The 24,344-nt window shown below is 38.7% G+C and carries 21 protein-coding genes, 1 pseudogene and 1 other annotated feature; of the genes and pseudogenes, 15 read left to right on the top strand and 7 right to left on the bottom strand.

All coding sequences use genetic code 11. The features are described 5' to 3' along the window. The 4 genes from V7137_RS08595 to selB all read left to right on the top strand — a co-directional run. On the top strand, positions 1 to 444 hold a 444-nt coding region (locus V7137_RS08595; protein ID WP_335697696.1), incomplete at its 5' end, for a GNAT family N-acetyltransferase. After that, the gene (locus tag V7137_RS08590) at positions 441 to 905 is read left to right on the top strand and encodes a hypothetical protein (RefSeq protein ID WP_335697695.1); all 465 of its coding nucleotides are present in this window, start codon (positions 441 to 443) and stop codon (positions 903 to 905) included. The genes V7137_RS08595 and V7137_RS08590, both read left to right, overlap by 4 nt. 640 nt (positions 906 to 1,545) lie before the next feature. Next, complete coding sequence (locus V7137_RS08585; protein WP_335697694.1) at positions 1,546 to 2,040, top strand: hypothetical protein; 495 nt, start codon at positions 1,546 to 1,548, stop codon at positions 2,038 to 2,040. A 217-nt stretch (positions 2,041 to 2,257) separates the two neighbouring features. Further along, positions 2,258 to 4,141, top strand: coding sequence for a selenocysteine-specific translation elongation factor (selB, locus tag V7137_RS08580; protein ID WP_420490109.1), 1,884 nt, complete (start codon positions 2,258 to 2,260; stop codon positions 4,139 to 4,141). A gap of 95 nt (positions 4,142 to 4,236) precedes the next feature. On the opposite strand, the gene V7137_RS08575 is transcribed toward selB, so the two are convergent. From V7137_RS08575 to V7137_RS08565, 3 genes are all read right to left on the bottom strand, one after another. Beyond that, positions 4,237 to 5,661, bottom strand: coding sequence for a TerD family protein (locus tag V7137_RS08575; protein WP_335697693.1), 1,425 nt, complete (start codon positions 5,659 to 5,661; stop codon positions 4,237 to 4,239). A 190-nt stretch (positions 5,662 to 5,851) separates the two neighbouring features. Then, positions 5,852 to 8,992 carry an MMPL family transporter gene (locus V7137_RS08570; protein ID WP_335697692.1) on the bottom strand — a complete coding sequence of 1,047 codons (3,141 nt, stop codon included), beginning with the start codon at positions 8,990 to 8,992 and terminating at the stop codon, positions 5,852 to 5,854. A gap of 3 nt (positions 8,993 to 8,995) precedes the next feature. Next, the gene (locus V7137_RS08565; protein ID WP_335697691.1) at positions 8,996 to 9,457 is read right to left on the bottom strand and encodes a MarR family winged helix-turn-helix transcriptional regulator; all 462 of its coding nucleotides are present in this window, start codon (positions 9,455 to 9,457) and stop codon (positions 8,996 to 8,998) included. Positions 9,458 to 9,681: 224 nt separating this feature from the next. On the opposite strand from V7137_RS08565, the gene V7137_RS08560 reads away from it, so the two are divergent. The 4 genes from V7137_RS08560 to V7137_RS08545 all read left to right on the top strand — a co-directional run bounded on the left by V7137_RS08560 (position 9,682) and on the right by V7137_RS08545 (position 13,537). Beyond that, positions 9,682 to 10,644: an efflux RND transporter periplasmic adaptor subunit gene (locus V7137_RS08560; protein ID WP_335697690.1), complete on the top strand. Its 963-nt coding sequence runs from the start codon at positions 9,682 to 9,684 to the stop codon at positions 10,642 to 10,644. A gap of 156 nt (positions 10,645 to 10,800) precedes the next feature. Then, entirely contained in the window at positions 10,801 to 11,472 is a 672-nt protein-coding gene (locus V7137_RS08555) for a response regulator transcription factor (protein WP_335697689.1), read from the top strand. A gap of 8 nt (positions 11,473 to 11,480) precedes the next feature. Next, positions 11,481 to 12,743: a sensor histidine kinase gene (locus V7137_RS08550; protein ID WP_335697688.1), complete on the top strand. Its 1,263-nt coding sequence runs from the start codon at positions 11,481 to 11,483 to the stop codon at positions 12,741 to 12,743. 260 nt (positions 12,744 to 13,003) lie between these two features. Further along, the gene (locus V7137_RS08545; protein WP_335697687.1) at positions 13,004 to 13,537 is read left to right on the top strand and encodes a PepSY-associated TM helix domain-containing protein; all 534 of its coding nucleotides are present in this window, start codon (positions 13,004 to 13,006) and stop codon (positions 13,535 to 13,537) included. Between the two features lie 50 nt (positions 13,538 to 13,587). On the opposite strand, the gene V7137_RS08540 is transcribed toward V7137_RS08545, so the two are convergent. Both V7137_RS08540 and V7137_RS08535 read right to left on the bottom strand, forming a co-directional pair. Further along, positions 13,588 to 14,481 (bottom strand): cupredoxin domain-containing protein, encoded by an 894-nt coding sequence (locus tag V7137_RS08540; RefSeq protein ID WP_335697685.1) that lies wholly within the window; start codon positions 14,479 to 14,481, stop codon positions 13,588 to 13,590. 151 nt (positions 14,482 to 14,632) lie between these two features. Continuing rightward, positions 14,633 to 14,764 carry a hypothetical protein gene (locus tag V7137_RS08535; RefSeq protein WP_256358094.1) on the bottom strand — a complete coding sequence of 44 codons (132 nt, stop codon included), beginning with the start codon at positions 14,762 to 14,764 and terminating at the stop codon, positions 14,633 to 14,635. 153 nt (positions 14,765 to 14,917) lie between these two features. Beyond that, positions 14,918 to 15,135: a binding site (T-box leader), on the top strand. A 78-nt stretch (positions 15,136 to 15,213) separates the two neighbouring features. On the opposite strand from V7137_RS08535, the gene proS reads away from it, so the two are divergent. Then, positions 15,214 to 16,644: a proline--tRNA ligase gene (gene proS / locus V7137_RS08530; RefSeq protein WP_335697684.1), complete on the top strand. Its 1,431-nt coding sequence runs from the start codon at positions 15,214 to 15,216 to the stop codon at positions 16,642 to 16,644. Between the two features lie 357 nt (positions 16,645 to 17,001). Beyond that, positions 17,002 to 17,546: pseudogene (locus tag V7137_RS08525) on the top strand (GNAT family N-acetyltransferase). A 37-nt stretch (positions 17,547 to 17,583) separates the two neighbouring features. Here the strand turns inward: V7137_RS08525 and V7137_RS08520 are convergent. Together V7137_RS08520 and V7137_RS08515 are read right to left on the bottom strand one after the other, a co-directional pair. Continuing rightward, positions 17,584 to 18,171, bottom strand: coding sequence for a YdcF family protein (locus V7137_RS08520; RefSeq protein WP_335697683.1), 588 nt, complete (start codon positions 18,169 to 18,171; stop codon positions 17,584 to 17,586). 202 nt (positions 18,172 to 18,373) lie between these two features. Next, the gene (locus V7137_RS08515) at positions 18,374 to 19,222 is read right to left on the bottom strand and encodes a DegV family protein (RefSeq protein ID WP_335697682.1); all 849 of its coding nucleotides are present in this window, start codon (positions 19,220 to 19,222) and stop codon (positions 18,374 to 18,376) included. 280 nt (positions 19,223 to 19,502) lie between these two features. Here V7137_RS08515 and hmpA point away from each other — a divergent pair, with 280 nt between their 5' ends. The 5 genes from hmpA to V7137_RS08490 all read left to right on the top strand — a co-directional run bounded on the left by hmpA (position 19,503) and on the right by V7137_RS08490 (position 24,343). Further along, positions 19,503 to 20,717, top strand: coding sequence for an NO-inducible flavohemoprotein (hmpA, locus tag V7137_RS08510; protein ID WP_335697681.1), 1,215 nt, complete (start codon positions 19,503 to 19,505; stop codon positions 20,715 to 20,717). Positions 20,718 to 20,890: 173 nt separating this feature from the next. Continuing rightward, positions 20,891 to 21,499: a DedA family protein gene (locus V7137_RS08505; RefSeq protein WP_335697680.1), complete on the top strand. Its 609-nt coding sequence runs from the start codon at positions 20,891 to 20,893 to the stop codon at positions 21,497 to 21,499. Between the two features lie 169 nt (positions 21,500 to 21,668). Next, positions 21,669 to 22,442: an SGNH/GDSL hydrolase family protein gene (locus V7137_RS08500; protein ID WP_335697679.1), complete on the top strand. Its 774-nt coding sequence runs from the start codon at positions 21,669 to 21,671 to the stop codon at positions 22,440 to 22,442. 13 nt (positions 22,443 to 22,455) lie between these two features. Further along, positions 22,456 to 23,370, top strand: a complete 915-nt coding sequence (locus tag V7137_RS08495; protein WP_335697678.1) for an ABC transporter ATP-binding protein — start codon at positions 22,456 to 22,458, stop codon at positions 23,368 to 23,370. Further along, positions 23,363 to 24,343 (top strand): ABC transporter permease, encoded by a 981-nt coding sequence (locus V7137_RS08490; protein WP_335697677.1) that lies wholly within the window; start codon positions 23,363 to 23,365, stop codon positions 24,341 to 24,343. The genes V7137_RS08495 and V7137_RS08490 overlap by 8 nt, the downstream gene beginning before the upstream one ends. Position 24,344: the final 1 nt, after the last annotated feature.

The raw sequence follows: 24,344 nt of genomic DNA, 5'->3' as shown, positions 1-24,344 counted from the left end.
CATAATATGAATCTGACAGAAGAACTGCTGGCACTTCAAAGAGCAGCCTATCTTGTTGAAGCGGAATTGATAAATTTTTTTGAAATCCCACCCATATTAGAAACCATCGATGAATTAAGAGGTTGTGAGGAATCATTTATTGGTTATTTTGAGGAGGGAAAACTTGTTGGTGCTATTTCCTATACGATTGCTAGAGATGTGCTGTCGATTTGTCGTATGATTGTGCATCCAGCTTATTTCCGTAAAGGGATTGCGCAAAGGTTATTGGTCGAACTTGAGGATAGAAATCCGCTTTTGGCTGTTTATAGGGTATCAACAGGTAAAGCGAATTCACCGGCGAAGCATTTGTATTTGAAAAATGGCTATACGTTTATTCGTGATTTTGAAGTTGTACCAGGATTGTATATTAGTACTTTTGAAAAAAGAAAGGTGGAAGCAGGATGACAACAATTACAACGACTTTTTCACATCGACAATTAGCGGTGAATTGTTTTAATGCAGTTTGGGACCTCCTTGATTTAAATGATAGAACAAAAGAAGAGGAAGAGAAAATGATCCATCTTGGCCATACCTCCTTTTGGCATTGGACTCAAGTAGAAGAACATACTGCTAAGAATTTATCAATTGGTTATTGGCAGTTATCGCGAGTGTATGCAATAGCCGGCCTGGGTGAGAGATCCCTTTATTATGCTAAACGTTGTCTTTCCGTCAGTTTAGAAAACGACATTGAGCCGTTTTACATTGGCTATGCCTATGAAGCCCTAAGTCGCGCAAATGCTTTGTTAGGTTATACTGAGAGTTCAATCGAACAAGCTGAACAAGCAAGCGAATATGCAAAAAAGGTAGGAGATGAAGCTTCAAAAGAAATGCTGATGAAAGATTTACAGGAAATTGAAAGAAACTAGGATTTAAGTACGATTAATTGAAAAATCATTTACGAAGAAATGACGGGTGCCAAATTCACTCGTCATTTTTATTTGAAGTTTAAGAAGTGTAAAATATTTCTATTTTTCATAAAAGAAGGAAAAGCTATAGATTAGGACCAGATTTTGAGAAGATTAGAAGAGGAGATATCATGGTTATTACCTTCTATTTCATATTAAGTTGGTTGATGATTGGCTTGCTTATTTTTAATCGCCAACAATCCCGGGGGTCGAAAGGAGACATTTTATTTCTAGTTCTTCTTTCGTGCCTGATAAATACTCATACCTATTTAGGTTTATTTGAAACATTTAAATGGATGAAAACCACTACCAATCCGAAATTATATATTGCCTTTCTTCTATTTCGAAGTGTTTTTATCCCTTTATTTGTTTCATATATTACGTTGCATATTGTGAATAGCCCCTTCAAAAAAAAGTTGTTGCTCGTTTTGTGGTTCATTTTAATTATTATGGCGGTCGATATAATAAATTTAGGTAGTCATTTATATAGTTTTAAGAAATGGAATCATCTTATTACTCTTTTTTATTATCTTCTTTATTTAATTTTTGTGATATTTTCCCTCAAATGGTTTAGAGGATTGGAGAAAAGAGGTGAGCTCCAATGATGCTCGTTGAAGATAAGTTTGATTTGAATGATTATTTTGTTATTTTTGCATTTATTATCTCATGGGGAATTTATTTCTTTTTGCCAAAAGTTTTTTCAAGGCAAATAACTATTCTAATCTTCCTCTACAGCCTTACAACCGCAGGGCTTTTCGATAATTCAATGGGGGCAGAACCGTTTGACTTTTATGATATCATGGATGGTCCTGCTTATACAGTAATGGATATCGTCGTTTATTTTCTTTATCCGCCATTTGCCTACGGGTTTCTGTTTATCTATAAAAAACTGCAACTAAGGGACCGGTATTTAGTGTTATTTATTTTCAGTACATCAGTTGCAGCTACTGCTGTAGAGTGGGTTTACCATAAAATGGGTGTTTTTGCCTATAAAAACGGCAACAGTATTATTTACTCAATATGTACCTATCTAGTCGTTCAATCTTTATTAATAGGATTATATCGTTTCATGTTAGTTAAGGAGCTGGAGAAATAACGATTTTAAATGATGTCTTAAGAGGTAGGATTGATTGCGGGTGGAATTTGGACAGCATAAGCAGGAATTTGCTCAGGAGAGTCCAAATCAACATTCATTCCGACTGCACAAAGGGGAAATCATGAACAGAGTGGATATTTGTCGCAAAATCTACTCTTGAACAGTAGTGCCATAATCGATACAGTAGAAGGGAAGAATGGAAAAGTAGGTGGCATCGTTGGAAAAACGATTTTTTACGATTGGTATGGCAGGTCACATTGACCACGGGAAAACGTCTTTAACAAAGGCGCTAACTAATGTAGATACAGACCGGTTAAAAGAAGAAAAGGAACGTCAAATTTCAATCGAGCTTGGGTTCGCCCCCTTATACGAAGATAATGAAATACAAATTTCTGTGATAGATGTGCCCGGACACGAACGATTTATCCGACAAATGATTGCTGGTGTTGCCGGGATTGATCTCGTTGTGCTCGTTGTTGCAGCCGACGAAGGTGTAATGCCGCAAACGAGGGAGCATCTCGATATTTTGAAGTTCTTAGGTGTAAAAAATGGATTAGTGGCTATCTCAAAAATTGATAGAGTAGATGAAGAATTTATCGAACTCGTAAAAGATGATATTTTGGGTGAACTTTCTGGAACCGTATTTGAGAATGCTCCGTTTGTTTTAGTAGACAGCCTGTCTCATAAAGGGATCGATGAGATTAAAGAATTAATCATCAAAACGTTAAAGGAACAAGAAATGCGTGATGCCAAAGGGGCATTCCGTCTGCCCATTGACCAGGTATTTACCGTTAAGGGTCAAGGGACTGTTGTTCGCGGCACGGTTTATGAAGGAAAAGTTGAAGAGGGACAAACGCTAAAAATTATGCCAAAAGGGATAGAGGTCAGAGCACGGCAAATTCAAGTCCATCATAATCAGGCTGAAAAAGCCTATGCAGGACAGCGCACGGCCATTAACCTTTCCGGCGTGGCGAAAGAAGATGTTGAAAGGGGAGATGTACTTGTTTCATCAGAACATTTCCTTGTAACGAAAACCCTGGATGTAGCTATTCGTGTTGTTGAAGACCTTGAACATATTGTGAAACAGAGGATGCCGATTAAGCTTCATATCGGAACGGCGGAGGTCATGGGTCGGATTGTCTTTTTTGATCGCAATGAAATCAAGCAGGAAAATGACGATATCCTTTGTCAGCTCAGACTTGAGGAAGAAATTATAACCAAACGCGGTGACCGCTTTATTCTACGCCGCCCCAGCCCGCAAGAGACGATTGGCGGGGGCTGGGTGATTGACCCACGTGGTGATAAGTATCGTTTTGGTAATCAGACCATCGAAGAACTTGAAAAGAAAAAGGTCGGTTCGCCCAAGGAACGAATTACTTCTGCGTTAATGGAAGCGAAGTGCCTGCCGCTGCACGAGTTAATCAAACGGACTTCATTAGACGAAGACAGATTAAAAGAGCAATTAGTTGAGGACGAATTTGTCTTATTTGATGGGAAAGAGTATACACATCGACTCCTTATTCATTCCATTGAGGAAGACATGATTGATCGATTACAGGATTTTCATCTTCGTCATTCTATGAAAATGGGGATAAATAAAGCTGAGCTGCTGCAAACGATGCAAAAAAGAGTCCCAAAACATTTGCTGGATTATGTTCTGGAGAATGGGATTATCAATCATATCTTTAACAGAAATGGACAGTTTGTTTCGTTGGCAAGCTTTGTCCCTCATGTACCAAAAAACTGGGCAAAGCGGACTGAAAATCTAGTTGCTAATTTGAAAAAGGATGGATTAAAAGTTCGTTACTTAAAGGAGTATTTTGCTGATGCAGGTATACCTGACAATATTGAAGCAGATTTACGACGCTTTCTAGAAGAGGAGGAACGACTTGTCCCATTGGATGGTCAGTTTGCTTATCATGGAGAAGTGTTTCAACTAGCAGCAGTTAAACTTCGTAGTCAGACAGGTGCTGAATTTGACGTAGGAGAAGCGAAAGACGTTCTTGGTCTGTCACGGAAATATATGATCCCGTTTTTAGAAAAATTAGATTCATTAGGTCTTACTAAAAGAGTCGAGAATAAACGAGTGTGGAAAAACTAACAGAAAAAGCCTCAATTCCGAGATGGATTTGAGGCTTTTTTCATTTGGAGTGCTCCAAACGATATAATGCGCAAATGACGCTGCCGCTTGTTAAATTACGATAAAAACTCTGCAGGATTTAGGCCGAGTTCACGACAGATATCGCTCACCATTTGCTTTTCGTTGTTGTCGAAATTTCCATCTGCATAGCCAATCGCGATGCAATAACGGGCGACCAGACTAGCAATTTCGGGCTTGGTTCTTATTTTTCCAAGAGCACGAAATGCCTCGGCACGGCCCATCATCCGGTCATTTTCTATTCTAGAGACAAACATGTTGAATTTTTGGATGACTTTAGTCGTATCAAACACTCGCAATTCGTCACTTTGATGAACAAACTCAATCATTTTCTGGCGTTCTGATGCATCTAAGTATCCGTCTGCCATCGCCACTAAAGCACAGGCAGCAACCACTGCTTCAAGGACATCCTGACTTTTATAGCGATTAAAAAGTTCTTGTGCTCTTCTTTTTTGAGTGTTTGCCCATTCTGCGTAATCGGTTTGCGAAGGGGACCAGGAATTGCCACAGCTATTGCAAGAAAACTTTAATTGATTTTTACCGATAAAGCCACCAAGTAAGCCGACCGGACCAAGTATTAGTCCGCCAATTGCTGCTTTCCCGAGACCGAACCCTTTCTTACCTGTCCGTACATTAGACGAATGGCAGCGCGGACAAATGATATCATCTCCACCGTATGTCTGGTGTGAATTTACGGTTGCAGGATAGGACTGTGTCGGAAATCCATAAGCAGGTTGTTGATAGGATGGTTCAGGTTCAAGATGAACCGGCTGCTGATAATTAGGGTATGTTTGGTTTTGTTGGTATGGATTACTTTGCTGATAACTTTGAGTTGGCTGATAGGTTGATGGCTGTGACGGTGGTGTTGATGGAACACTCACTGGAGGGTCATCAACGGCAATACCAAAGTTCCGACAAAGTGCAGCTAGTCCTCCTTGGAAGCCGCTGGCTATCGCATTAAACTTCCATTCACCATTGTGTCGATACAATTCTGCAGTGACAATTGCTGTTTCAACTGTAAAATCCCGTCCTAAATTAAATCTCAATAATTCCTCGTGCGTTTGCTCATTAAAAATACGTACATATGAGTCGGAAATTTGTCCGAAATTTTGACGTTTCACTTGAGCATCATGAATGGTAATGGTGAAGGCAACCCGGTGAATGTGTGATGGTACCCTGGTTAAATCAATCCTGATCTGCTCATCATCTTGTGCTCCTGCACCAGTACGGTTGTCACCACTATAGATAATTGAGCCGTTTCCGCCATTAGGATTATTATAAAACACAAAATCTTGATCACTGTTCACCTTACCAGATTCTCCTAATAAAAATGCAGACGCATCTAAATCAAAGTTTGAACCTTGATGATTAATACTCCAGCCTAAACCGACCACGACATTTTGCAGGCCGGGGTGAGATTTTGTTAAATCTACTTTTTGTCCCTTGCTAAGTGTAACACCCACTTGATTCACTCCTCATCGAATAAGTTCTTATGTACATTATAATGTATTTTTAAAAAAGGGAAAAATTTCTAGATAGACTGAGTTCTTTCAATATGTACAACACTTATATGTACGAAAAGAAGGAGAAAAAGTTTCAAAATAAACTAATTGATAAAAAAGGACGCTGATCCAATGGACCAGCGCACCTAAATTAATCTATAAGATTGTCATTATCTTTATTTTTAATAAATGGCCACCAGTTGGCTTCACCGAATGTTTTCACCATTACAGGGACAAACAATGGAAGCACGACTAGGGAGTACAAGGCTAATCCGATTAATAGGATCGTTGCAATTTCAAGTAAGGATAAAACACCTGATGGCATCATCGCAGCAAATGTACCTCCTAAGATAACAGCTGCCGAGATAATGACAGTACCCATTTTTTTCATAGAAAGGAGTATGGCTTTATCAACTGGCAGGCTTCGATATTCATTGAAACGATCCATTAAGAAAATACTATAGTCTATCCCTAAAGCTACTAATATAACAAAGGCAAAGAATGGAACTGCCCAGCTTATTCCGGAATAACCTAATAAATTAACAAAGATTTTTTCTGAAATGGCCATTGAAGTATAGTAGGTTAAGACTAATGAGCCAATCAGATATAGTGGCATAATGAACGAACGTAACAGGATGATTAGGATAATACTAATCCCTACAAGCATCAGCACTACGGTTCTTGAATAATCCGCTTTTGAAATGGAATCAAGATCATTATGCATACTTGAAACACCGCCCACCGCCACTTTAGCATTCTCAAGTTTGGTTTCCTTTATCACGCGTTTAACGGCTTCCTTGATTTCTGGAACGCGGTCAATCGCATCATTTGAATACGGATTTTTGCTAAAGATTAAATCAATCGTCATTACTTTTCTATCTTTTGACAAGTAAGCATCCAGTGCTTGCTCGAAGTCTTTACTGTCAAGGACATCCTGTGGAATATAAAAACCGTTTTGCTTTTGTTTTGATACTTCAGCCAGATAATCCTGGGCAGAATTCAGACCGTCTGAAACTTGATTTAAACCATCAGCACTTTGGGTTAAGCCATCTGAAAGCTGAGTAATCTGACTGCCCATATCTTGGAAGCCTGTCAGCAGCTGTTTTTGCCCGTCATTTATTCCAGATAGTCCACCAGAAAATTGGGGAAGTCCGGCAATGACTTTTCCTTGCCCTGCAGTCAATTTATTTAGTCCTGTTTCAAGATCGGAAATTCCTTTTAAAAGACCTTTCATCCCGTTAATCAAAGCTTTTTGGCCTTTTGTAATGTCCGAAAATTTACTATTGGCAAACTGAATTCCTTCTTGGGCACTCTTAAGTCCGCTATTTAATTGCTGTAATCCTCCAGCTAACTCTTTTGTTGCGGTTTGCGAGCCCTGAACCGTCATTTTAATAGCTTGGTAGTTTTGATTTTGACCAATATTACTGTACTGTTTTTCAAGATTAGCAAAATATGGATTTGTGGCAGATAAAGAATCGTGCAATGTATTCAATTTAGTAGTTATTGTTTCATATTGCCCGTTTAGTGCAGCTAAGCCAGCACTTGCTTTCTGATATCCTGCCAGCAATTGTTTGCTTCCAGCTAAAACCTCTTCAGATTTCGTTTTAACTTGGTCCAAGCCCTCTTTGATTTGGGTAGAACCAGCAGAACCTGATTTAAGTCCTTTCTCAATTTCGGTAAGCCCGCCTTGTATGTCTCCCATCCCTGTTTTTAGTTTAGTGGTTCCGTTTATTAACTCGTTGATTCCAGCGGTGGCTTCCTGCATTTTTGGCTGATTGGCTGCCATCTGGCTGCCTGCTTCCGTGAGGCCATCACTGATCTTTTTAATTCCGTCATTACCTTTGCCAAGTCCATCACCTAGACTTGCCACTTGTTTGGACAGATATAAGTCGTCAAGCGTGTTACCAGTAGGACGGGTCACGGACCTAACTGTTTTAACATCATTTACGCGGGATAGCTCTTGACTAATTTTTTCCGTAATAGCCATATATTCGGATGTATTTATTTGATCATCATTTTTAATGACAATTTGCGTAGGCATCGATTCACCAGGTCCAAATGAATCAGCGATGATGTTGAAACCTTTTATTGATGGAAAATCATCGCTGATTTCTTCAAGTGAATTAAACGATAATTGATCTTTGTAGGTGAATAAGAATGGGACTGAGATGATCCCGACTATGATAAAAGCAATCAATGGTCGTGCGAGTGCAAATCTACCAGCAAATCCCCAAAATTTACTTTCGCTGTGTTCAAGTTTGCCTTTTGATGGCCAAAATAGTTTTTTGCCTAACACAGCCATAAAGAAGGGGACTATCGTAACAAGTGCGATTAAAAGGATCGCCACCCCTACAGCAACCGCCGCTGCTGATTGATATAGCTTGAAGGTTGAAAAACCAATCGAAGCAAACCCGATCATCACGGCAACGCCGCTAAAGAAAACAGTTTTTCCAGCAGTGCGGTAGGTTTGCACAATCGATTCTGTTACACTATCATTCTTTGCCATTTCCTCTTTAAAACGGCTTAGCAGCAAGATACAATAGTCTGTTCCAATCCCAAATAGGACGGCGACTAAGAAAATTTGGGTAAAGGTTGAGAGTGGAAAGTCAACTTTATCCACGAGGATGGAAACAATCGATTGCGCTGTTAGATAACTGAAGCCTACTGTAACCAACGGAATAATTGGAGCAATAGCTGATCTAAAAACTAGAAGGAGCACAATCAGAATGAACCCAACAGTAATTCCCTCTGTTTTTTTCAAGCCTTCTTGAGAGTTGGTGACGAGGTCATCACTGATTATCCAGTTTCCCGTGTAGTAATGATCAAGCTTGACATCATCAATTTCTTGATACAATTCGTCCGCTATTACTTTGGCTTCTCGACCCTTTACATCGACCTTAAGGGACACTAGAATCGTTTTTTCATCCTCAGAAACCAATTGGTCCTTTAGCTGAGCTTGATTAAAATGGGATAATATTTCGGAAATCCCAAGTTTATCTTTGTTTTGTTCAAGCTGTTTAACAGCTTTTTCTGCATTTGCAAAATCGTCCGTTGTTAACTTTTTGTCACTATGAAAAACCAAGGCCGTTTGGAGATTACTGCCACTGTTTTCAGTTGATTGGACATCTTTAAGTATTTTTTCGGCGATGGTGGAAGAGTAGCCTTCTGGTACAGTTATTTGCCCTTTCTCTCGAACCAGTGTTTCCATGTTTGGAGCTACCATAAATAATGCGGTGATAACGAGGATCCACGCCACTAAGATAAGCCATTTACCTTTTATGATTGCTCTCACCATTTATTCCCCCAGTTCATCTGTTTTCTTATTGATTAATATCTGTGCCAATTTTTCATAGGTATTGATAAAAGCAGTAATTTCGGATTGATCAAATTGGGTAATAATTGATTCAACAAGCAATTGAACTTTCTCTTGGCAATTCTCGTAAAGTGTGTAACCTTCATTTGTTAGTGTTAAGTAAACCACTCTGCGGTCGTTTTCATCACGTGTTCTTTCTATGAGTCCTCGGTCTGCCATCCGATTAATGATGGCAGTGATGGCACTTTTATTGACCTCAAATGCATCAGCGAGCTCTGTGGATGTACATTCCTTTGCTTGATGAATATACCTTAATATGTAATGCTGATCGTTTGTGAGATCGTCACCAATTTGCCCCTTGATTAAATTTTCTGCTTTTTTGTGTACTTGAAAAGAAACGGTCACATAACGGTCGATTAACTCTTGGATGATGTTTTTATCCATGATTGATTTCACCTCTTTATTATAAAAATAGTTAAACTGTTTAACTATTCACTTGTTAAACTATAAAGTAAATAAAAATGGGTGTCAATCCATAATCATGTACGGACAACCACTGTTTTATCAATCTTTTAAGGAAAAGTTAAGGAAAGGAGATAATAATATAGCTATTCTAAAAAATATGTTGTCCCAGGGAGATGGGGAGGATCAAAAAAGGAGAACGTAAAATGAAAAAATGGATTATCATTTTATTCGGCTGCCTAGTCATAAGTTTTGTCGGCTATCAATGGTATACCTCGAAATTAACAACTAAAGCCGTGTCCGCACCAGACAGAACAGCCCTTGTACAAAAAGGAACATTGAAGGTCAATATCAGCGGTTCGGGAACAGTTCAAGCGGTAACGAGCGAAGACATTAAATCCAAGCTTAATAACAAAGAAATAGATGAAGTGTTAGTTGAGGCTGGAGAGCAAGTGAATAAAGGAGATGAATTAATCACTTTTACGGATGGAAGTGACCCTGTGACAGCTACAGAGGGTGGTGTGATAACAACTATTTCCGTTACCGCAGGTGAGCGCGTAACAAGTGGACAAGTTGTCGCCCATGTTACCAACTATAAGGACTTACAAACCGTGGTCCAAATTGATGAGCTGGATATTTCAAAAATCAAGAAAGGTCAAGCGGTAAGTGTAAAAGTTAATTCATTCCCAGACAAAACCTTCGCGGGAAAAGTAACGGCCATAGCGGATGAGGGAACAGCGTCAAATGGTGTGTCTACATTCGATGTCATTATTCATATCAACAAACCAGATCAATTAATGGTAGGAATGAGTGCAGAAGCTAGTATTCTTACCGAAAGTAAGGGAAATGTACTATATGTACCACTTGACGCCATTTATAGTTCCGATGATCAAAAATATGTGATAGTTTCTTCCGATGGATCAGATACTGGAAAAGAGCATAAAACAGTCGAAACAGGATTGGCAAATGAAGATTACGTCGAGATCACGAAAGGCGTCACAGAAGGTGAGACCGTTCAATTGCCACAACTAGCAAAGGCAAGTACATCAGCCAATTCAGAAGGCACGTTGCAAAGAAGCGGTTTTGGAACTGGCATCGGCGGATTTGGCAATGCAGGCGGGATGTACAGAAATAGAAGTGGACAATTTGGCGGAAAAAATAGAAACTAAAGGGAAGTAATCATTCTGATGCTATTGCAGGGAGAACGTCTCCTTTTAGAGGCATGAGTGGAATGGAAACAGCGATCGTAGGTATGTTGCGATCGCTTTGTTTGCTATATAATTACCGTTATAATACTTTGCTTATTATTTATAGGAGAGATAGATATGCGTATATTAGTGGTTGAGGATAATTTGTCATTATTAGATTCAATTGTTCAGCTTTTATCCGATGAGTTTGAAATGGATCAAGCAACCAATGGAGAGGACGCCTTGTTTTTGGCGATGCAAAATATACATGATGTGATTGTGTTAGATGTCATGATTCCTGAAATCGATGGTTTTGAAGTGTTACGAACGATTCGGAAGGAAGGCTTAAAAATACCAGTCCTGTTCCTTACTGCTAGAGATGCGCTCGAAGATCGGGTTCAGGGACTCGATAGCGGCGGTGATGATTATTTAGTGAAGCCGTTCCAAGCGGCAGAATTAAAGGCCAGAATCCGTGCCTTGTTAAGGAGAAGCGGAAGCTTAACAACCAATCAAACAATTCAGTACCGCGGAATCGAATTGTTAGGAAAGGAAAGAGACATTGTTGTTGATAGCACACAGATAAAACTCACGGCAAAGCAATACGAACTGCTAGAATATCTAATTCAAAATAAAGGAGCAATTCTTACAAAAGAACAAATTTATGACCGGGTATGGGGCTTTGATTCAGATACAACCATCGCAATTGTTGAGGTATTCATGCACCATCTTCGAAAAAAACTGGAACCATCAGGTTACCATTCTGATATTAAAACCATTCGTGGCGTGGGCTATATGTTAAACGAAGAATAGGAGCACAAATGTTTCGGCAAACACTTATTAAATTGACATTTCTTAATTCATTAGTATTTATCGTTCTTATTAGCATTCTTGGAACCGTTATTTATTTTTACACAGATAATAAATTATATAAAGATGTTAACCAATCACTGCTGGAATCGATTGAACATTTTCAACAGCAGCCGGCTGGACCAGGAGAAGTTCATGAGGGTAATGGGGGACAATTTCCAAGATTTATTAGGAGAGATCCACGGATTTTAACCCTACTCTGGGATAAAAACAATCAGCTTTTATTGGAACAAAACCGAGATTCGGAGATTTTCGCAGATAATGAGAAACGGATCTATCCAACAGAATTAAATACGTTAACGGATGTGGATGTAGAACATTTCTCGTTTAGGTATATTGCTTTTGAGGTAAATCATCCTCAGTTAGGAAAAATAACCGTTCAATTCATTCGCAATGTTAACTCGGAACAAGAATTATTGGACAGGCTATTGTTGATTATGTTAATTGGTATGGGGGTTGGAATCATTTGTGCAGTCGCTTCTGGGTATTTTTTAGCAGGAAGATCACTTGTCCCCATAAAAAAAGCCTGGCAAAAGCAAACAGAGTTTGTGTCCGATGCATCGCATGAGTTACGGACACCATTAGCGGTCATCCAAGCAAAAACGGATTTACTATTTAGAGCCCCTAATGCAACCATCCAGGAAAAAATTATTGATGTATCAACCATTTCAAATGAATCAAGACGACTTTCTAAATTAGTGACGAACTTATTAACACTGGCGCGATCAGATTCTGATCAAATTGAAGTCAAGAAGGAAGTATTTCAACTTGACGAACTTTTGAAAGAGATTCTACAACATTACGAGGAAATTGCACTGTATCAAGATAAGTCACTCCAATTGCAAGAAGCTGAACCTGTTAGATTTTTTGCTGATAAAGCACGTATTCATCAGTTAATCGTCATTTTATTGGACAATGCTATGAAATATACCAAAGAAGGCGGGGAAATACTGCTTTCATGTTCACTGAATCACTCTTCCATCTTTTTTAAAATAAAGGATACCGGAATCGGGATTCCTGAAAATGATATTCCAAAAATCTTTGATCGTTTCTATCAGAGTGATAAAGCAAGGACTGCTGCAGAAGGTACTGGATTAGGTCTATCGATTGCGAAATGGATTATTGAGAAACATCATGGTAAGACTAAGGTGCACAGCACCCTCGGCAAAGGAACAACAATTGAAATTATCTTTCCAAGGACCCAAAAAAATTGATTTTTGGGTTTTTTCTATGACAGGCTATTGTTGATTTGCCACTATGTTGATTGTAGCGAAAGGCGCGAGACTCCTGCGGGAAATGCGGGTCCCAGCAGGCGCGTCATGCGCCGAGGGACCCTGACCGCCCGCGCGGCGCTGNNGTTCAAGCATTTGGTTCTTAAGAAAATCTTAAGGAAAGCCCTTCATAATGTGTTTGATATCAATAAATTGAACACAACACTTTACGAAATGTAAAACAGAAGGGAGAATTCCTTAAAATGAAAAAAACGAGAAGGGCACATCTTTGGATTGGTTTGATAGCCTCCATTTTCATCTTTCTTGAGTCCTTGACAGGCCTGCTAATGAATGAACCTTGGTTAATTGGCCAAACACAAATGGAAGGCATGCGCGGAAATTTTCAACCCGGTCAATTTAACCAAGGACAACGATCACAAGGAATGAATGGTGGTTTTATGCAAGGAAATGAACAAAATTCTGGCCAATTTAGAGGACAAGCTAATGGTCAGAACGGAACAAACGGAAATGATCAATTTCAAGGGCAGCGTGGATTTGGAGGCAATCGAAACCTTCCTGAAGGTTTCCGCGGACAAGGGATGGGTCAAGGTTCGATTATGTCCACAATCCGTGGCCTGCATGAAGGTAGAATTGGAAATACAAATGTAAAATGGTTAATAGATTTAACTGCGGTTGCCTTGATGATTTTAACTGGCACGGGTATTTATCTTTCGATTAAAGTTCTCTCTGCTGAAAGTAAGCGAAAGAAACGGGAAGCAGAAAACATATTTGAATAGATTCATAATGTAAAAGCACACGAATCAATCTCGTGTGCTTTTTGATATGCTTACTCTACAATAATCGTCCCTTTAAACATTTGCATCCTGCAGCTAAATGTATATTCGCCTGTTTTATCAGGAGTAAAGGTTAGATTTGTTGTACCAGTTTTTAAGTTGACATTGTTTATATTAAAATCAGGAATCATAAAGGTGGAAATACAATTACTACTATCAAGTGGATTGTTTATTTCTAGTTCGACAGGTACTCCTTTTTTGACCCGAATCACATTAGGGGAGTATCCCTGTGTCATTACTTTCATTTTTACAAGCGGCTTGCTATCTTTGGTTACATCAATTTCCGTTTTGGGAGCCTCTAGACTAGTCGCAGTCTGTGCCGATTTAGTTTGTGTTGTTTTACTTTGGCCTGGAATTTCCACTAAATCACTGCTATACATAAATAGAAACAGCGATACCAGTACTACACCTCCAGCAATGATTGCAAAGGGGGAAAGCTCCTGTGTATCAATCCTTACTTTATTATTGGATTCTACGAAAATATACATAATAACGAATCCGATAATTAAAATATAAAATCCCAACAAAATCCCAAGTAAAATAGTTGGGTTGATAAATTGAAGGAAGACTCCAAGAATGGCCCCAATGATTCCGCCCATTAAACCAGAAATAGAAGCCATTAGGATGGCCAATATCCCAACTGGTTGTCCAACTAAAAAACCGATGACAAAACCTATAATCATACTGACTCCGACGACTAGAAATGTCTCGCCAGAAATGATTCCAATGGTACTGCCAGTTAGGAGACCAGTAATAACGGCAATGACCATGCTGATCATCATCCCAGATGTGTTGGCTAGTTTATTTTTATTACGGTAAACAGAATAGATGGAATATCCGGTCCCGATGGCAACAATAATTGCCGAAATAATCGCAAATAGATTCATATTTTATCTCCTCTTATGTGTAAATGATTAACACCATAAGAGTATTATAAATGCAAATATCCGATTCAAATTTGTCTATTCAGTGATTAATATGAACGTTTTATGAATTATATTGAGGTAGATAACGGATGAGTATTTTAAGGAGATTCAGTTATTCTTTATTTTCTTTATCTAAGGAATTTTTATAAATTCTTTTCATCGCTTCATTTTGCATCTTAATATATTCAAGTAAAAATTCTTTTTCTTCCTCTTCTTTTTGAAGATCATCTTTCTCTTTTTCCATGTGAACCACCCCGTTTTTTTCTAATTATTAGCATCTTAACCGATTTAACCTCTCAACGAAAGGGAGTTCGATGGCATTTTGCTCACATCAGCAAAATATTCCATAAATAAATTGACTTTTTCTATTTTGAAATATATAATTTTCAAAAATACAATTGAAACTGTGACGGGGATTAGTAAAGTGAAGTGGTCTTACCAAGAGAGGAAACCAAAGGTGTGAGGTTTCTTAAGACGGTCATTTGAACCTGCCTCCTGAGTTCTGTATCGGATCAATTTGAAGATACATGCGGATAATGTCCGTTATCATGGAAAGAGTATAAAGCATTTTGCTTTATGAATTTAGGGTGGTACCGCCAGGCCTTGGTCCCTTTTTAGGATCAAGGCCTTTTTATGTTTCAAAAGCGGGAAGGGCCCGTATCTTTATTTAAAAAAATGAATGAGGTGTCCAACATGGCAAAAGAATTTGTTAAAGATGTTACGGCGATGGACGATGATTTCGCCCAGTGGTATACAGATGTCGTTACAAAAGCTGATTTGATTGATTATTCTAGCGTTCGTGGCTCAATGATTATCCGTCCTTATGGCTATGCTTTATGGGATAATATCAAAAATGAGCTCGATCGCCGCATAAAAGAAACTGGGCATGAAAATGTTTATATGCCATTGTTTATTCCTGAAAGCTTGCTCCAAAAAGAAAAAGACCACGTTGAAGGTTTCGCACCTGAAGTGGCGTGGGTTACACATGGCGGGTCTGAACCACTTGCAGAACGTTTAGTGGTCCGTCCAACATCAGAGGTGCTTTTCTGTGAGCATTATAGCAACATTATTCATTCTTACAGAGATCTGCCAAAGCTCTATAACCAATGGGCTAACGTTGTCCGTTGGGAAAAAACAACTCGTCCATTCTTACGGACATTAGAGTTTTTATGGCAGGAAGGTCATACTGCGCATGCAACTGACGAAGAGGCGATGGAAGAAACCATTAAAATGCTTAATGTATATGCGGCTGTATGTGAAGAAATTCTAGCCATTCCTGTTGTAAAAGGACAAAAAACGGAAAAAGAAAAATTTGCTGGGGCAAAAGCTACTTTTACCATTGAAAGCTTAATGCATGATGGGAAAGCCTTGCAATCGGGTACGTCTCACCACTTTGGTACTGGATTTGCCGAAGCGTTTAACATTCAATACACAGATAAAGAAGGAAAGCTACAATACGTGCATCAAACATCTTGGGGCTTTACAACAAGGATTATCGGAGCCTTAATCATGGTTCACGGCGACGACCGCGGCCTAGTAATTCCACCAAAAGCAGCACCAACTCAAGTCATGATTGTACCAATTGCGCAGCATAAAGAAGGCGTTCTTGATTTTGCCTATGATTTGAAAAAGTCGCTTGGGAAAGTTGCCCGTGTTGACATCGATGCCAGCGATAAAAAGCCAGGCTGGAAGTTCAATGAGTACGAAATGAAGGGTATTCCAATCCGTCTTGAGGTTGGTCCTAAGGATATTGAAAACAAGCAAGTGGTTCTAGTAAGACGCGATACTTTAGAGAAGGTGTTCGTACCATTGGATCAATTAGAAACAAAGCTTGTCGAATTACTAGATGACATTCAAACAAATTTATATAATAAAGCACTGAATCATCGTGAAGAAAGAACATCCGTTGCTTTAACACTTGATGAGTTAAAAGAAATACTCGAAGCTAAACCAGGTTTTATTAAGGCAATGTGGTGTGGCGAGTTAGCATGTGAGGAAAAAATCAAAGAAGATACAGGGGCAACATCAAGATGTATGCCATTCGAGCAAGAAAAGGTATCTGATAAGTGTGTATGCTGTGGAAATGATGCAGACAAGATGGTTTATTGGGCAAAAGCATACTAAAAATAGCATTTCGGAGGCTCTTCCTTATTGGGAAGGGTCTTTTTTTATCAAGTTTGTATCCTATTGGGGGAAAAATTTATTTATGAGCGAATTATGCAGTTTAATGGGCGAATATCTGAGTTTAATGAGCGAATTTTTCCGTTCAATGGGCGAATTTCTTGGACTAATGAGCGAATTTTTAATCGATAGGAGAAATTTTCAGTTTATCAGCGAATTTTGTGATTCAATCAACGAATTTAAGTATATAATCAGCGAATTTCCTATTCCAATCAGCGAATCCTAATCCCTGCACTAAAACAGAAAAAGGAATTACAATTAAAATAGCGAATTGTTTATATTCAGAAGGAGGTCAAAATGATGAAACCAATACTATTAGAATTTCCAGATCAATTTTATACAGAAAGATTATTCATACGCATGCCGCTGCCTGGAGATGGTAAAGCTGTCTATCAAGCCATGCAGGCATCGTTACATGAACTTAAAGAATGGATGCCTTGGGCGCATCGCGAGCAAACCGAGGAAGATGTTGAAGCAAATATACGNNCCGTGAGGATTTGAGGTTACATATATTTCATCGAGAAACAAGGGAATTCATTGGTTCATCAGGTATGCATCGAATCAATTGGATGATCCCAAAGTTTGAGATTGGCTATTGGATTGATACGCGCTATAGCAGGAAGGGGTATATTACGGAAGCAGCAGAGGCGATAACTAAATTTGCTTTTAGCGAACTTCATGCAAAGCGGGTTGAAATTCGTTGTGACTCCAAAAATATCAAAAGCCGGGCCATTCCTGAACGATTAGGATTTACCTTAGAAGGCATTTTACAAAATGATGAAATTTCTGCAAATAGTCAAGATTTACGAGATACATGTATTTATGCAAAAATAACCCAAAATTAATGAACAAAGAGTACTGAAAGATTCAGTACTCTTTGTTTTAGTCAAAAATGTATCTTTTTAGATAGAATTTTGTAATCGCCAAATACTCGCGGGAATAGGATTTTGGCACGGCAATCCAAGGAGTTTCTGCTGGGAGTCCTTGCACCTCTAAGTCATTGTCACGAGCAATTGAGACCGCGCGGTAGAGATGAAAATTATTTGTAACCACAAGACCATGCTTTGCCCCCTCGGGAATAAGCCTTTTTGAAAAATTAATATTTTCATATGTATCAGTGGATTGATCTTCTAAGATAATCCGTGTCTCGCTTATTCCTTGCTTCACAAGTTCTCTCCTGATCGATTCCGCTTCGGATATTTCTTCACCAGGCCCTTTTCCTCCTGAGGCTATCACAAGTGTCTTTTTGTTTTTCTTTAAATAATCACCAGCAGCATTTATTCGACTCGCAAATGCCAAGGAAGGGACTGTTCCTTTAACCCTTGCCCCAAGAACAATCAAATAGTCTGCATTTTTAGGTACCTCTTTATGACTATATTGACTAATTTTAAATTGTAAAAAGCCAATATAAATCAACCCCAAGGTAACAAGCACTCCAATCAATATAAATACTCTTTTCCTATTTTTCATTCGTTCAAATCCATTTCATGTTATTTATTAAACCCATTATACAAAATAATAGATTAAGTTGGTGGGAAATACTAACATATTTTCGAAATGGAGTATAAGTATATATCCTCAAAGAAAAAAAGGACTGAGAATGAACAGCACCCGAATTTTTAGTCTTGTCTAACAATTCGGGTGCTGTTCAGAACCGTCAGTCCTTTTTTCTTTATTCGCCAACCCAAGAAAGTCCTAGCGTGCCTACCCCCGTATGCACTCCAGCAACGGTTATCAGCATCATTTTTTCAGTTTCAATATCCGGGAATGTTTCATTTACTAATTTTTCTAGCTCAGAAGCGCGATCGATATCATTTGCATGAACAATAGCTGCTTTTTTGACACTCTTGGTTGCCAGGTCGGTTTTTAAGTTATTAATCAGCCATGACAGTGCCTTTTTTTTGGTTCGAACCTTGTCTTTTATCTTAGCGCCGCCTTCTTCAATTGCTAAAATTGGCTTTATATTGAATAAAGAAGCCAAAATTGCTTGGCCGCCAGAGACTCTGCCGCTTTTTTTGAGTTGATCTAAATTGGAAGGGACTAAATATAAGCGAGTGTCCTCGCGCAGGCAATTAAGTTCCTCCACTATCTCGCTGATTTCATGTCCTTTTTCCACTAGTTCAATACCTTTTTTTAGTAAATAAGAGAGTGGGTAGGAACCTGTCATCGAGTCAATTGGAACCAATTTAAAATCAGCCATTTCCGCTGCCATCACAGAGGTTTGATATGTACCAGATAATAGACTGGAGGCATGAATCGCGATACCAAAGTCATAATGCTCCTTTAATTTTGTATAAAGTTTTACAAAATCACCAAGCGCCGGCTGTGAGGTTTGAAATTTCGAATCCTCCTGTTTCATTCGCTCGTAAAACTCTTTTTGGGTAATATCTATGGTTTCCTTATAGGATGTTTGGTCAATGACAATGTTTAACGGAACTACGTGTATATCATGTTGTTCGATAAATTCTTTGCTAAGAGAAGCAGTGGTGTCAGTAATCCACGCAATTTTAGCTTTATTCATCTATCCTCTTCCTCCAATTAATATCTCAAATTTTTGTTATCCTAAACGATACTAGCGGACTATATAATTACTAGGCTCTCATGATAACTAGCATACACATTACAAGAATGCTAATGACGCAACAAGTTATATTTGTCATGTTAAATTGTTAACATTCTGTGTCAAAAGGCCATAGTTCGAATTATTCAAATATATTAATCTGTGATTTAAATCACTTATTGATTGTGTTAAATTTCATATAATTACTATGGAAATAGTAATTACATAAGGAGTGTTATTGATGCTAGATCAACAAACCATTAATATAATCAAATCTACTGTACCTGTATTAGAAAAACACGGGGAAGCAATCACTACTCGATTTTACCAATTGATGTTCGGAAACCATCCTGAATTATTAAATATCTTTAATCATGCCAACCAAAAACAAGGAAGACAGCAAAAAGCATTGGCTGGAACGGTTTATGCAGCAGCTATGTATATTGATAATCTGGAGGCAATTCTTCCAGTTGTAAAACAAATTGCGCAAAAGCATAGAAGCCTTGGAATTTTGCCGGAACATTATCCGATTGTAGGGAAACACCTATTATTAGCAATTAAGGATGTGTTGGGAGATGCAGCAACGGACGAAATAATTGATGCCTGGTCAAACGCGTATAATGTCATCGCCGATGTTTTTATCAGTGTAGAAGCGGAATTATATGATGAATCGGAAAATCAACAGGGAGGCTGGAGCGGCTTTCGCAACTTTATTGTTGACCGCAAAGTTGTTGAAAGTGAAGTGATTACCTCATTTTACTTAATACCGGAAAATAATAAGGGAATTGCGGCTTTTGCCCCTGGTCAATATATTAGTATCAAATTAGAAATAGCGGGTGAAAAGTTCACCCATATTCGTCAATACAGCCTCTCTGATTCTCCGGGTAAAGATTATTACAGAATCAGTATAAAACGTGAAGCAGGAACGGAAAATCCAGACGGTTTGGTGTCCAATTATCTTCATGATGGAGTGAATGAAGGAGATCTTTTAAAAGTTAGTGCACCAGCCGGCGATTTTGTTCTAGATACTGCAAAAAATACCCCGGTTGTGTTACTAAGTGGCGGGGTGGGTTTAACACCAATGATGAGTATGTTGAAAACTGTTGTTGAGGTTCAGCCAAAACGGAAGGTCACATTTGTTCATGCAGCTCAAAATGGAAATGTGCATGCATTAAGAACTGAAGTAGAGGAATTATCGAATTTGGACAATGTAAATTCCTATTTCTTCTATGATTCACCAACCGAAGAGGACCGCAAGAAGAATCGTTATGATGTGGAAGGCTATATAACTGGCGAATGGTTAAAAGAAACAATCGATACTAATGATGCAGATTTTTATTTCTGTGGACCTGTACCATTCATGAAAGCTATTAATCGTTCCTTAAAGGAACTAGGTGTAAAAGCAGACAGAATTCACTTTGAATTTTTTGGCCCGATGGGGAATCTAGAAGAATAGCATAGAAATAAGCCGATTACTTAGAAATCGGCTTATTTTTTATACCAATGTGAACCCTTTTTTCAATAAATTCCATTGAAATCCCTAAAACAATACTAGATTAGATAAGAATGGATAAAATATCTATATGGTTTACAGCCATTTATTCTAATAAGGGAAAGGGGCTATCATCATTGCATATCTTAACCACCATCATGAACGAGTATGGATACCTTGTCCTTTTTCTTTCGATTGCGTTAGGAATATTGGCACTTCCAATCCCAATGGAAGCTATGTTGGCATATGCGGGTTTTTTATCTTTTCTTGAACAACTCAATTGGTTCGGGAGTATTATTGCGTCAGCTGCAGGAAGTACCTTAGGTATGTTGCTTTCGTATTGGGTTGGATGCAGGCTCGGTATTCATTTTTTTGAAAAGCATGGTAAGCGGCTCCATTTAGAGCCAGATCGATTACATGCGATTTCTAACTGGATAAGAAGATATGGAAATAAGCTGTTAATCATTTCATTGTTCATCCCAGTATTTAGACATTTTATTGGCTATTTATCCGGAATTACTCGTGTTCCAATAAAGGTTTACACCTTGTATACAGGCATTGGATCGACCCTTTGGGTTTCAAGTTTTATTTTTTTAGGGAAAATCCTCGGACCTCAATGGGAAACCTTTTTTGAAGTCATGAAGCGATACTTAATTCTAACAAGTATTGTCTTGTTCATCCTTATAGGAGTAATATATTTGATTAAGAAAATAAGGAATGTTGTGATTGAAACGGGGACCAAATAGATGAACAATAAACAAAGGAATCCTCTTGCAGATTCCTTTGTTTTTATTATGTATGTTAACAATTATCGACACTTTAGAAATTTTCAGCACATATAGGTTTTGAAAGTTTGATTCATTTCTTAACTATGATTAAATGAAATAGAGAAAGGGCCAGAAAGGATGTTTTTTCATGAATAAGAATGTCATACGGTCGATCACGGGCATAGCTGTATTGTTTTGCCTTCTCTGGCTGATCGGGCTTGGGTGGGCAGTCGGTGAGTATTATGCCGGTAAACCGGAAAAGGTTCCGGAAGTAAAGACCGTTTCCAAGGTGGAAAATAAAAAAGGGTTAACAATTGTGGCCCTAGGTGATTCCTTGACTCGCGGAACAGGGGATGAGACTGGAAAGGGTTATGTCGGTGACTTGGTTGATGAAATGAAGAAAAAAACAAACCGTCCCGTCCAACTGACAAACCTTGGCATTAATGGTCAACGATCAGATTCTCTAAGGAAGCAAGTTCAAGAAACCGAAGTCGGGCGCCAAATTCAAAAAGCAGATATGGTGTTGGTGACGATTGGCGGCAATGACTTGTTCCGCAGTGGACAAGGATTGACCGATTTTGAAACACAAGACATAGCATCCATTGAAAAGAAATACCTAAACAATTTAAAATTTGTGTTTGAACAAATACGGAAAAACAATCGCAACGCCAATGTATTTTTCATTGGTTTGTATAATCCCTTCATTGAACTTGAGCAAGGAAAAGAAATGTCCAAGGTGGTCCGCCACTGGAATTACGACAGTGCTGAAGTCAGTGCATCTTTTCCTAAAATTGTTTTTGTGCCAACTTTCGACTTGTTTGAGCTAAAGGTAAATGATTACCTCTATTCAGACAAGTTTCATCCCAATTCAAAAGGGTATCGTTTAATTGCCGAACGGGTAGCCTCATTGCTCACCTGGTAAGGAGTGGAAATCAGTGGAGAAAAAAATTACACTAGCAGTCAAAGATTTAAAAAAGGTAATTGGAAAAAAGGAAATTATTAAGGGATTAACGTTCAATTTACGAGAGGGGGAGGTATTTGGTTTTCTAGGACCGAATGGTGCCGGAAAAACAACAACAATCCGCATGCTCGTTGGATTAATCAAACCAACATCCGGCAGTATTCTCATTTGTGGCTCTAATATTGATGGGAATTTCCAGGAAGCGATGAACAACCTCGGATGTATTGTCGAAAATCCAGAATTATATCCATATCTTTCGGGCTATAATAATCTCCTCCATTTTTCGAGAATGCTTGAGGGTATCGGGGAAGAACGAATCAAAGAAGTCACTGATCTTGTAGGCCTTACGGAAAGAATTCATGATAAAGTAAAAACCTATTCCTTAGGGATGCGGCAACGTCTCGGTATTGCTCAGGCATTGTTGGGAAAACCAAAGGTGTTGATTCTTGATGAACCAACGAATGGATTGGACCCTGCTGGAATTCGTGAAATGCGTCAATTTATTCGCTATCTTGCAGAGGAAGAGGGTTTAAGTGTCTTAGTTTCGAGCCATCTACTAAGTGAAATTCAACTTTTATGTGATAGAGTCGCTATCATTTCCAAAGGAACAATCATACGAACGGATACAGTCAAACAATTGCTCTCAAATCGCGAACGCGTGATTTGGCATATTCACCCACTTGAACGGGGAAGGGAAGTATTACAATCCTTAACCAAAATCGAAGAATCAGAAGATGGCACGATTGTGACTGAATTTAATGAACAAAAGATACCTCAATGGAATAAACAGCTTGTCGAAGCAGGTGTTTCAGTAACGGAAATGAATCGCAAAATGCCAGTACTGGAAGATTTATTCCTCGAATTAACGGGGGGTGACACGATTGAATAAATTAATTCAGAATGAAATGATGAAGCTGATTGCCAAGAAACGGCTCATCGTTATTGCCATCATTATTGGCGTTCTTGTCATGTTATTTACATATGCACAATATAAACAAGTTCAAACACAACGTGAAAAATTAGGAACCAGTGATTGGCGAACCATATTACAGCAGCAGATTGTCGATACGACGAATCGTTTAAGCAGCAGTCGAATGACTGATGAATGGAAAAAACAACTTCAAATCTCGTTACAGCAGCAGCAATATTATCTGAATCATGATATCAATCCGTCTGAACCTGGGGCACCAACGTTTATGAGAATCTTCTTGGAGAATTCGATTGACCTGTTTATTCCATTAATGGTCATGGTAATAGCTAGCGATATGGTGTCATCTGAACATAGCTTGGGATCGATTAAGCTGCTTTTGACGAGGCCCGTCAAACGGTGGAAGGTACTGCTGAGTAAATACTATACCTTGTGTTTAGCCATTTCCTTAATCATCGCAATCGCTGGTATTCTTTCCTATTTAATTTCTGGGCTCGTTTTTGGTTACAAGGGATGGGGAGCACCAATCTTAACTGGATTTAACGTGACAGAAACAGGATTAAATACCTCAGAAGTCAAACTAATAAGTCAGTGGAAATTTTTATTAATGGATTTTGGCCTAGTCTGGTTTGTGTCAATTGTTGTCGGTACGCTCTCCTTTATGCTGTCTGTGTTAATACGTAGTACTGCAGCAGGTATGGGTGTGATGCTTGCCTCTCTAATCTCAGGAGCGATTTTAACAAACATGGTATCCTCATGGGAATCCGCGAAGTATTTTTTTATGGTCAATTTACGGCTAACGGATTATATGAAAGGAACCGCACCGCCCATAGAAGGGATGAATCTTTCATTCTCCATACTAGACCTCTTTGTTTGGTGGGCTGTAGCTTTATTCGTTTCCTTTTTTGTATTTACTAGAAGAGATGTTTATTAAT

The sequence above is a fragment of the Neobacillus drentensis genome (assembly GCF_036962765.1).
Classification (GTDB): Bacteria; Bacillota; Bacilli; order Bacillales; family Cytobacillaceae; genus Neobacillus; species Neobacillus drentensis_C.
This window is presented reverse-complemented; position numbering and strand designations above follow the sequence as displayed.

What these genes read in the sequence shown, in the direction of transcription:
- V7137_RS08590 (WP_335697695.1), top strand. Translation starts at nt 441, where the DNA reads ATGACAACAATTACAACGACTTTTTCACATCGACAATTAGCGGTGAAT.
- V7137_RS08585 (WP_335697694.1), top strand. Translation starts at nt 1,546, where the DNA reads ATGATGCTCGTTGAAGATAAGTTTGATTTGAATGATTATTTTGTTATT.
- V7137_RS08565 (WP_335697691.1), bottom strand. Translation starts at nt 9,457, where the DNA reads ATGGATAAAAACATCATCCAAGAGTTAATCGACCGTTATGTGACCGTT.
- V7137_RS08560 (WP_335697690.1), top strand. Translation starts at nt 9,682, where the DNA reads ATGAAAAAATGGATTATCATTTTATTCGGCTGCCTAGTCATAAGTTTT.
- V7137_RS08555 (WP_335697689.1), top strand. Translation starts at nt 10,801, where the DNA reads ATGCGTATATTAGTGGTTGAGGATAATTTGTCATTATTAGATTCAATT.
- V7137_RS08550 (WP_335697688.1), top strand. Translation starts at nt 11,481, where the DNA reads ATGTTTCGGCAAACACTTATTAAATTGACATTTCTTAATTCATTAGTA.
- V7137_RS08545 (WP_335697687.1), top strand. Translation starts at nt 13,004, where the DNA reads ATGAAAAAAACGAGAAGGGCACATCTTTGGATTGGTTTGATAGCCTCC.
- V7137_RS08540 (WP_335697685.1), bottom strand. Translation starts at nt 14,481, where the DNA reads ATGAATCTATTTGCGATTATTTCGGCAATTATTGTTGCCATCGGGACC.
- V7137_RS08535 (WP_256358094.1), bottom strand. Translation starts at nt 14,764, where the DNA reads ATGGAAAAAGAGAAAGATGATCTTCAAAAAGAAGAGGAAGAAAAAGAA.
- proS (WP_335697684.1), top strand. Translation starts at nt 15,214, where the DNA reads ATGGCAAAAGAATTTGTTAAAGATGTTACGGCGATGGACGATGATTTC.
- V7137_RS08520 (WP_335697683.1), bottom strand. Translation starts at nt 18,171, where the DNA reads ATGAAAAATAGGAAAAGAGTATTTATATTGATTGGAGTGCTTGTTACC.
- V7137_RS08515 (WP_335697682.1), bottom strand. Translation starts at nt 19,222, where the DNA reads ATGAATAAAGCTAAAATTGCGTGGATTACTGACACCACTGCTTCTCTT.
- hmpA (WP_335697681.1), top strand. Translation starts at nt 19,503, where the DNA reads ATGCTAGATCAACAAACCATTAATATAATCAAATCTACTGTACCTGTA.
- V7137_RS08500 (WP_335697679.1), top strand. Translation starts at nt 21,669, where the DNA reads ATGAATAAGAATGTCATACGGTCGATCACGGGCATAGCTGTATTGTTT.